This window comes from Caulobacter segnis (genome assembly GCF_003243465.1).
Taxonomy (GTDB): domain Bacteria; phylum Pseudomonadota; class Alphaproteobacteria; order Caulobacterales; family Caulobacteraceae; genus Caulobacter; species Caulobacter segnis_A.
Genome location: NZ_QFQZ01000119.1, coordinates 1 through 9,266, shown reverse-complemented (window position 1 = coordinate 9,266; position 9,266 = coordinate 1). Strand labels below are relative to the sequence as shown.

The 9,266-nt window shown below is 67.9% G+C and carries 9 protein-coding genes; 5 read left to right on the top strand and 4 right to left on the bottom strand.

Translation table 11 applies throughout. The features are described from left to right. The coding region (locus tag DI526_RS22170; protein ID WP_304282845.1) for a ribonucleotide-diphosphate reductase subunit beta at positions 1 to 658 on the top strand (658 nt) is incomplete at its 5' end. 130 nt (positions 659 to 788) lie between these two features. Here the strand turns inward: DI526_RS22170 and ccrM are convergent. Next, positions 789 to 1,865, bottom strand: a complete 1,077-nt coding sequence (ccrM, locus tag DI526_RS22165; protein ID WP_304282842.1) for an adenine-specific DNA-methyltransferase CcrM — start codon at positions 1,863 to 1,865, stop codon at positions 789 to 791. Positions 1,866 to 1,974: 109 nt separating this feature from the next. After that, positions 1,975 to 2,622 carry a ribonuclease HII gene (locus tag DI526_RS22160; RefSeq protein WP_304282839.1) on the bottom strand — a complete coding sequence of 216 codons (648 nt, stop codon included), beginning with the start codon at positions 2,620 to 2,622 and terminating at the stop codon, positions 1,975 to 1,977. A 66-nt stretch (positions 2,623 to 2,688) separates the two neighbouring features. Here DI526_RS22160 and DI526_RS22155 point away from each other — a divergent pair, with 66 nt between their 5' ends. The 4 genes from DI526_RS22155 to DI526_RS22140 all read left to right on the top strand — a co-directional run bounded on the left by DI526_RS22155 (position 2,689) and on the right by DI526_RS22140 (position 5,089). Next, complete coding sequence (locus DI526_RS22155) at positions 2,689 to 3,576, top strand: family 16 glycosylhydrolase (RefSeq protein WP_369692063.1); 888 nt, start codon at positions 2,689 to 2,691, stop codon at positions 3,574 to 3,576. Positions 3,577 to 3,701: 125 nt separating this feature from the next. Then, positions 3,702 to 3,938: a hypothetical protein gene (locus DI526_RS22150; RefSeq protein ID WP_304282836.1), complete on the top strand. Its 237-nt coding sequence runs from the start codon at positions 3,702 to 3,704 to the stop codon at positions 3,936 to 3,938. After that, on the top strand, positions 3,925 to 4,557 hold the full coding sequence (locus DI526_RS22145) for a cytochrome b/b6 domain-containing protein (RefSeq protein WP_304282833.1): 633 nt from the start codon (positions 3,925 to 3,927) through the stop codon (positions 4,555 to 4,557). Before DI526_RS22150 ends, DI526_RS22145 begins: the two co-directional genes overlap by 14 nt. Positions 4,558 to 4,567: 10 nt before the next feature. Continuing rightward, positions 4,568 to 5,089, top strand: coding sequence for a helix-turn-helix transcriptional regulator (locus tag DI526_RS22140; RefSeq protein WP_304282831.1), 522 nt, complete (start codon positions 4,568 to 4,570; stop codon positions 5,087 to 5,089). A 354-nt stretch (positions 5,090 to 5,443) separates the two neighbouring features. Here DI526_RS22140 and DI526_RS22135 read toward each other — a convergent pair whose 3' ends face one another. Continuing rightward, the gene (locus DI526_RS22135; protein ID WP_304282828.1) at positions 5,444 to 7,915 is read right to left on the bottom strand and encodes a S8 family peptidase; all 2,472 of its coding nucleotides are present in this window, start codon (positions 7,913 to 7,915) and stop codon (positions 5,444 to 5,446) included. A 44-nt stretch (positions 7,916 to 7,959) separates the two neighbouring features. Next, entirely contained in the window at positions 7,960 to 8,970 is a 1,011-nt protein-coding gene (locus tag DI526_RS22130; protein WP_304282825.1) for an AAA family ATPase, read from the bottom strand. Positions 8,971 to 9,266: the final 296 nt, after the last annotated feature.

Sequence of the window (9,266 nt, the reverse complement as noted above, 5' to 3'; positions counted from 1 at the left end):
GGCGTTCATGGAATACGAGGCCATGAAGGCCAAGCATGACTACATGCAGACCTTCGGCGTCGAGACCAACGCCGACATCTGCCGCACGCTGGCCATGTTCGGCGGGTTCACCGAGGGCCTGCAGCTGTTCGCCTCGTTCGCGATGCTGATGAACTTCCCGCGCTTCAACAAGATGAAGGGCATGGGCCAGATCGTCTCGTGGTCGATCCGCGACGAGAGCCTGCACTGCGACGGCATCATCAAGCTGTACCACGCCTTCAACAAGGAAACCGGCGCGGTGACCAAGGCGGTGGCCGACGACATCGTCGACTGCTGCAAGCACGTGGTCGGCCTGGAAGACCGCTTCATCGACCTGGCCTTCGAAGCCGGCGAAATCCAGGGCATGACCCCGGACGACATCAAGCAGTACATCCGCTTCATCGCCGACTGGCGCCTGCGCCAGCTGCAGCTGCCGGAAGTGTACGGTGTGAAGGAAAACCCGCTGCCCTGGCTGCAGTCGCTGCTGTCGGGCGTCGAGCACGCCAACTTCTTCGAAGCCCGCGCGACCGAATACTCCAAGGCCGCCACCAAGGGCTCGTGGCACGGCGCCGAGGGCGTGTGGACCAGCTTCGACGAGATGATGAAGAAGCGCTCGTCCGACCTGACGCCGGCCGAGTAGGACGCGGGCGCTTTCCCCCGCCGCCTGGAACTAGGTGAGCGGGGGGCGATCCGCTGGGCGGATCGGCCGGAGGCCCTTCCCGGAGCCGTCCGGCCGTCGAATTACGCCGACGCCCTTCCCCACAAAACGCCTAGTTCATCCCCGCCCGGACCTGGGCGCGCAGGACGTCGATGGGCGCCAGGCCCTTGTCGGTCTTGAAGTGCCAGTAGGTCCAGCCGTTGCAGGCCGGGGCCGACTGCACCAGGGCGCCGATCTTGTGGATCGAGCCCGAGAGATCTCCGACCGTGATCGAACCGTCCGGACGCACCTTGGCGATCCGCTCGCCCTTGGCGCAGTAGAGGGTGTCGCCCGGCGACAGCAGGCCGGCCTCGACGATCGTGCCGAACGGCACGCGCGGCTCGGCGCGCTTGCTGCCCATGACCTCCAGGTCCTCGGGCGCGATCGGCACGACCTTGGCGATCCGCTGTTTGGCGTGGTCCAGGTATTCGGCCTCGCGCTCGATGCCGATGAACTTGCGGCCCAGGCGCTTGGCGGCCGCGCCGGTGGTGCCGACCCCGAAGAACGGGTCCAGGATCACGTCGCCCGGCTTGGTCGTCGACAGGATCACCCGGTAGAGCAGGGCTTCGGGCTTCTGGGTCGGGTGCGCCTTCTGGCCGTCCGAACCCTTGACGCGCTCTTCGCCGGTGCACAGCGGGATGGTCCAGTCCGAGCGCATCTGCACCTCGTCATTGGCCATCTTCAGGGCGTCGTAGTTGAAGGTGTAGCGCTTGGCGTTGCGGCTCTTGGAGGCCCAGATCAGGGTCTCGTGCGCGTTGGCGAAGCGGGTGCCCTTGAAGTTGGGCATCGGGTTGGACTTGCGCCAGACGATGTCGTTCAGGATCCAGAAGCCCAGGTCCTGCACCGCCACGCCGACGCGGAAGATGTTGTGATAGCTGCCGATCACCCAGATCGCGCCGTCGTCCTTCAGCACCCGGCGGGCGGCCTTCAGCCACTCGCGGGTGAAGGCGTCATAGGCCGCGAAGCTGTCGAACTGGTCCCAGTGGTCGTCGACCGCGTCGACCTTGGAGTTGTCGGGGCGCAGCAGGTCGCCGCCCAGCTGAAGATTATAGGGCGGATCGGCGAAGATCAGGTCGACCGACTTCTCCGGCAGGGCGTTCATCTGCTCGATGCAGTCGCCCAGGATGATGGTTTCCGGCCCGAAGGTCATGTCCGCGTCCTCAAGAAAGAGAACGGAATCATGAGTCTTTCTGGTAAACGCGGTGTGTATGGACGTGGTTAGCGAGACGTAAACGTGGCGCTGGCCCGTCGGAAATTCGCTACTCCGCCGCGTCCTCGAACGGCAGGCGCAGGTTCAGTTCGCCCGCCAGCGCGGCCTTGACCGGCGCCCAGCCCAGGCGGTGGATCGGCGAGGGGCCCAGCTTGACCAGGCCCTCGACATGGATCGGCGCGTGATAGCCCTTGTGGCTGGCGAAGCCGTAGCCGGGATAGACCGCGTCCATCTCGATCATCAGCCGGTCGCGGGCCTCCTTGGCCAGGATCGAGGCCGCCGCGATCGAGCACGACAGGCTGTCGCCCTTGACCACGGTCTTCACGTCGCACGGCAGCGGGAAGCGGTAGTTGCCGTCGACCAAGGCGATGGCGGGCTTCACCGACAGGCCCTCGATCGCGCGGCACATGGCGCGGCCGGTGGCGTGCAGGATGTTGTACTGGGCGATCTCGTCGATACCGGCCATCTCGACTCGCCAGGCGATGGCGACCGCCTTGATCTCCTCCTCCAGGGCCGCGCGGGCCTTGGCCGATAGCTTCTTGGAGTCGTTGAGGCCCTTGGGGACCCGGTCGGGGTCCAGGATCACCGCGGCGGCGCTGACCGGACCGGCCCACGGCCCGCGGCCAGCCTCGTCCACCCCGCAGACAGGCCCCTGTCCGCAGGCCAGCTCCAGCATCATGTCGGGTCCGGACGGCATGGAGCGGTGTTTAAGCCGGTTCGCCTGGGATGGGAATGTCCGCCGCGCTCGACTAGGCTTGCGTCCATGCCCGCCACCCGACCGCTCCTCGCCTTCGTCCTGGCGCTGACCCTCGCGCCGACCGCCGTCCTCGCCCAGTCGGACGGCTGGCGGCAGGTCTGGGCCGACGAGTTCGACGGCGACAAGCTCGACGCCAGCCGCTGGACCCCGGCCGCCGACTGCGGCGGCGGCGGCAATGACGAGCGCCAGTGCTACGACGCCAGTCCCGACACCGTCTCGGTCAAGGACGGCCTGCTTCGCCTGACCGTGGTCAAGCGCAAGACGCGGGGCCTGGCCAATCCCTGGGCCGGGCCGACCGGGCCGATGAAGACCGGCGACTACGCCTCCGGCAAGATCGTCACCCAGGGCAAGGCCAGCTGGCGCTATGGCCGCATCGAGGCCCGCGCGCGGGTTCCGGGCGGCCAGGGCGTGTGGCCGGCCATCTGGATGATGCCGGAGCTGTCGACCTATGGCGGCTGGCCGAAGTCCGGCGAGATCGACATCCTCGAGACGGTGAACCTCGGCGCGCCGTGCGAGGCCTGCGACGGCGGCCGCGAGAACCGGGTGTTCGGCACGATCCACTTCGCGAGCGACGCGGCCGGCGCCCACCGGCAGGCGGGCGGGAGCACGGTCATCCCGGCCTCGCCCGACGGCTTCCACGTCTACGCCGTCGAGTGGAAGCCCGAGGCGATCGCCTGGTTCGTGGACGGCCGCGAATACGCCCGCGTCACCCAAAAGGACTGGAAGCGCGACGACGCCGAGGCCGGCCCCGCGCCGTTCGACCAGCCCTTCCACCTGATCCTCAACCTGGCCTTCGGCGGCCGCTGGCCGGAGAGCGCCAACGCCAAGGGCGTCGACGAGTCGGCCCTGCCGGCGACCATGGAGGTCGACTGGGTGCGGGTCAGCCAGAGATAGGCTCGGGCCGCGGGCTGGGGGTCGTAAGCAGCGGCTTATCCCGGTCCGCATAAGCCGCCGGCCAATGGCCGATCGTCGGGGCGCGGCGCAGGTCTTCTCTCGTCAACAGCACGGGAGACCCGAAAATGACAAAGCTCTCCACCCTGGGCGCGAGCCTTCTGGTCCTGTCCCTGGCGGCGCCCGCCCTGGCCGAGGAGGCCAAGCCCAGGCCGCCGAAGGTCGCCCCCGCCCAGGCCGCCAAGCCTGTATCGCCCAAGGCCAAGCCGCCCGAGGTCGTTCGTCGCGCCGAGGACCGCGAGCGTGAAGCGCGCGAGGACCGCGACGAGAAGCCGGAAAAGGCGCGCCGCCATGACCGCGACTGAGGCCCCGCCCCGCCGCTGGGATCCGGTGGTCAAGCTGACCCACTGGACCATCGTGGCGGCCATCCTGGCCAACGCCCTGGTCACCGAGGAAGGCTCGGGGCCGCACGTCTGGGTCGGCTACGCCCTGGCCGCCACCCTGGCGCTGCGGCTGATCTGGGGCGTCATCGGGCCGGCCGAGGCGCGGTTCTCGGCCTTCCCGCCCAGTCCCCGCCGCGCCCTGGCGCACCTGCGCGAGATCGCGGCGGGCCAGCGCACCGAGCACGCCTCGCACAATCCGCTGGGCGCCCTGATGGTCTATGCGATCTGGAGCGTGCTCGCGGTCATCGTCGTCACCGGCGTGCTGATGGCCAGCGCTCCGGCGAGGCCCGAAGGTCGGCCCGGCGTCGCGCCCCCGGCGGCGGCCCAGCGCCTCGAGCGCGACGAGGACGAACGCGAGGAGGCCCGCGAGGCGGCACGCGAAGGCGGCGGCGAGCGTGAGGAGGGGCCCCTGGCCGAGGTCCACGAGACCGCCGTCAACCTGCTCTATGTCCTGATCGTGCTGCACATCGCCGGCGTCGTCTTCGAGACGCGGCGCAGCGGCCGGCGGATCGTCCTGGCGATGCTGCCCGGGCGGCGCTAAGCCTCAGCGCATGAACAAGCGGCGGCGAGCTCTGGAGCGCAGGATCACGGTGATCGCGGTCATCGTGATCCTGCAGCTGGCCGCGACCCTGTTCTTCCTGGTCGACGTCGTCGGCGACGCGCGCGCCGGCGGCCTGGGCCCTCACCTGGCGGCCGAGGCCGGGGCGTCCCTGGCCCTGCTGGCCGGCGTGCTGTTCGGCGCGGCCCAGGTGCGCTGGCTCGTCTTGCGCGCCCGCCAGGACGAGGCCGCCGTCGCCGCCGCCAAGGGAGCCCTGGCCGATCTCATGCGGCTGCGCTTCGCCGAATGGACCCTGACGGCGGCCGAGGCCGATGTCGCCCTGTTCGCGCTCAAGGGCTGCGACGTCGCCGAGATCGCCACCCTGCGCGGCGCGGCCCCCGGCACCGTCCGCGCCCAGCTGACCCGCGTCTACGCCAAGGCGGGGGTGCGCTCGCAATCGGCGCTGATGGCGCTGTTCGTGGAGGATCTGGTGGAGACGGGCGACGGGGGGACTTCGGCGCCGGGCGAGGGTTAGGGCGGCGAGCGGCCCTGAGGGGACTGCACGTTAGGCCGGCCGCCTGGCGAACGCCGGGGCCCGGGTTCCCGGATGAGCGCAGGAGGCGATGACCGACCCTCGTTTCGAAGCTTCAAGTTTCCGACGCAAAGTGCTTGGGGTGACTCATACCCGACAGGGGCCATCCTGAGGTGTCGTCGATGACGTGTTCCGGACACGACCCAGGTTGTTGCTCAGCGATGATCGAGTGCGCGCTCGATGGGGCGCGGCTAAGGTGTTGTTCAAAATCCTCCTCTATCCAGAAGGTCGCGCCATAGCCAGACAGATGCGAACGGCAGAGCGCCGCCTCTAAGCCGATGGAGTCGCTGACGCGGCCTATCTTGCAATATTGACACTAGCCTCAGCCGCAATCCGAGCGGCGATCAACTGCTCTATCTCGGCATAGAGGTCGATGTCGGCCTCGCCGGCGTCGAGGGTCACCACCAGACTGTAGCGCGCCGCGCGATTGCAGATCTCAGGCCGGCGCGAGGCCTTCCACCATCCGCCCACTGGGTAGACGGCGAGGCGGTCGCGGTCGATGAGGTCCGCCGCCGCGCATCGCCACTCGTCGGTGTGCAGGGATCCGGCTGACACCGACTTGGCGCCGAACAGACGGGCCGCATCGGGTTCGACAAGATCGAGGTCCTCATCGGGTGTCTCGGCCAGATCGTTGATGCGCTTCTGAAAGGTCGAAACGGACTCGCCGCGCTTGCGCAAATCGAACCTCAGGCCAAAGGAGCGATAGCGAGCCGGTGCCAGGGGCGCGTCTGCGCTGGGATTGGGATCGACGAAGTAGGACAAGGTGACGCGCAGTCTTACGTCCCGCTCGGCCAGGATCGCCAGTGCTGCGCGCGGCCAGGGCAGTTCATAGGTGTGATAGGCGTTCATGCGCACACTGGAGCCATCCTTGACGAACGGCTGGACGCTGGCTTGTGCCAGCAGGGCCAAGCTAGCGGCTCTCGAGCGACGCGCCCGTTCCAGATCGGCGCGGCCGTACCCCACCCGCCGGGCCAGCCGCATGCGGTCCGCCTTGGAGGCTAGCGCCTTGAACTGGGCCAGCATTGGCGATGTCCACTGCGCGCTATGCACCAGCAGGGCTCGAACCGTCTCGGGCCAATAGTCGGGGTCGTCGGCCATGAGTTCGGCGGCCATTCCCGCAGCTTGGGCCGCAGCGGCGCTCGTGGCCCACGAGATGCTGAGCGGCGCGGTCGTCACCGCGTGGCCGGTCGTGAGTAGAGACAGCGAGTCCAACCCGCTCCAGTGGCTGAGGTCGGCGGGATCGACCGCCCGGTTGCCAGCTTCGAGCAAGATCTCGGGCTTGACTGGCGCAACGCCCCGAGCCCAGGCGGCCGACACCTTGCTGTAGGGGCTGAGCGCATCAACGCCGACAGCCGTGCGCCAGTGGTCTCGGTCTCGCTCCGAAATCCTCGTCTTCTGAGTGACGCCGCCCACCGTCAGAGCGTTCCAGGCCTGCCCAGGATCTTCCACCTCGTGGCTGTCCCAGTCCTCCATCGCCGCCTCGTCCAGACCGTCGGGAACATTGCCGGCGGCGATCACGAACAGACGCCGATGACGATCGGCAATCTTGTCGACGCTCGCATCAGCGGCGGACTGGTCAATGGCGGCACTCCAGCTCGATGCGCGGGGGCCGCTGACGTCGCTCTGACCTAGCGCCAAACAAAAGACGCGGGGGCGGCGCGGCGCGGCGATTTCCGGTAAGGCGACGGCTTGCTGGGTCACCAAACCGAGATTGGCCGGCGCATTGGGCGGAAAGCCCTCCGGCGGTAGGAGCTTCACCGATTCCAGACTCACGCGTAGCATCGCGCGCGCAGTCCCCTGCAGCGCGTGGGTGAGATCACCATACAGCGCCAGACCGGCCAATTCCGTCCCATGCCCGACCTGATCGTCGACGCCCCACGCCTCATGGACGGCATGGAGATCGCCGGCAGCGAGAAAGGTCGACAACAGCGGGTGCGCGCGATTGACGCCGGTGTCGAGCAAGCAGACGGCCGGAGCATCGCCGCCCCGCCCATCTTCAATTAGCTCCAGGAAGGCGGCGATCCAGCCATCCTGGTCGGCGCGCGCTGAGCCGGTGAAGAAGGCGGCGGTGTCCCGCCCTAGGCGCAGTTCGGCCACCGCGTCCGAACCACTGACTAGGCGGCTGATCGCCGACTCGGTAGCGTGGACATAGGTTACTGTCCGCTCGGGAAACAGCAGGCGATCGGCGGACACTGGAAGGCCCAGGGCACGCGCCTTATCCTCGAAATTGTGAAGACGGTCGGGCCAACACCAGCACTCCCACCATTCCGGATCAGGACCGCGGGGTAGCGCCCGGGTATCAACCCAGAGGTTTTCCAGCCGCGCGGCGGCGAACCGATCGACAGGTGAAAACCGCGACTCGTTCTCCGGGCGACCCTTGGCGGTTTGGCGTGTGCCGTAGCCGGTCAGCTTGTCCTCAAGGAAGCCGCGCGCGGCGTCGGGCACGAAGATCGTTCCGGCGGCACGGCCGTCGGCATCGCGTTGGGCGGCGGCCAGACGCAATCCGTCGCGCCTCCACTCTAGGTTTGGCAGCGGTGCGTCGACCGCGGTGGAAAAGGCGACGTAGGTGCCTGGCTCGCCCACCACCTCGTCGCGCGCGGCCAGCAGGCTGTCGGCGCCGGCCCACGCGGTGGCGAGATCACGCTTGAGTGCCTCGGCGTGCGCGCCGAATGCGCGACCATAGTCCCGTTGACCCGCGCCACCGCCCTTGGGACGACGATACGGGGCCTCACGAGCGAAGCTATCGATGCGGAGGTGAGGTCGAAGCAAACGGCAGATCCCGGGCGACGAGGCGAATCCCGAGTAAGCTGCACTTATTCGTTGAACAAGTCAGCCACGGCTTCGCGCATCGCTCGACGCGCGTCAAGCGCGGCCGTCAGACCCGCTTGGTCGACCGTCTTGCGTTCGGCTAGTATCGACTCGCGAAGGGCTTCTTCGACGGCGCGCGAGACCTCGCCCTGGCTGAGGCCTTGGGCAGCCTCTCCAATGCGCGCCCAGTTCAGGCCCCGGCCTGCGCGTCCGGCCAAGCGTCGCTTGACGATGTCGCGTACACCGTCGACGTCGGGTAGGCCGTATTCAATGATCTCGTCGAAGCGCCGCACGAGGGCGCGATCCAAAAGTTCGGGGTGATTGGTCGCCGCGACTATTAGGCTGTCAGTGGCGTTGGGTTCCTCCAGGAATTGGAGGAAGGAGTTGAGGATCCGGCGAGCCTCGCCGACATCGTTCGTGGCCGAACGCTTGCCGCCTATCGCGTCGAATTCGTCGAACAAATAGACGCCACGCATTTGAGCGATCTGATCGAACACCATGCGCAGTTTACCGGCGCTTTCGCCCAGAAAGCGCGTGATCACCGCCTCCAGCCGGATGGTGAACAAGGGCAGGTGCAGCTCCCCAGCCAAGGCGCTGGCGGTCAAGGTCTTGCCCGAACCGGGCGGTCCGACCAACAGGAGCTTGGCCCCTGGGCGCAGATCGTGCTCCCGCAGCCGGCCGCGCGCCGTCTGCTGTCGAACCATGCGATCGAGCCGCTCGCGCACCGGCGCGGCGAGGGTCATCTCTGAAAGCCGAGCCCGGGGTGAGGCGACGGTGACTAGGTCTTCCAGTTCGCTGCGCGCCTTGGTCAGCAGCGTTGTACCGGCCGGCTTCGCCGTTGTCGGCGGCCGATCAGGGAGGGGACGGGCAAGCAACTTCTTCATCGCCTCGGCCGTCTTCAAGTGCCCCTGGCGGGCCTCGGCCGCAGCGATCTGCAACGCGATCGTACGCACCTGCTCACTGTCGCCATCGAGATGGCCCGCGAGCATAGCGATCACCTGTTTTGCAGCGGGCATGGGCTTGAGTCGTTTCTACCAGTCGCCATCGTAGCATGGCTTCCAAGGTGTTAATGCCGCTTTTAAGCGATCGACGTTGTCTCGATCGTCCTCAGCTTGCGTAAGCCCAAGCCCAAAATTGGCAACAGCGAACGGCGTGCGCGCCTTGCATGCCGATGTTACCATCTGCACTAGCGGCCCAAGGACCGCTTCGCGGATGGAAGCCAACGTCAGTTAGTGTTGAGGGTTTCGGATGCTGGCCCGTGCACGGGGTCTGCGGCCGGCGCTGAGGGCCGGCTTCCGAAAGCCTTCAGGGG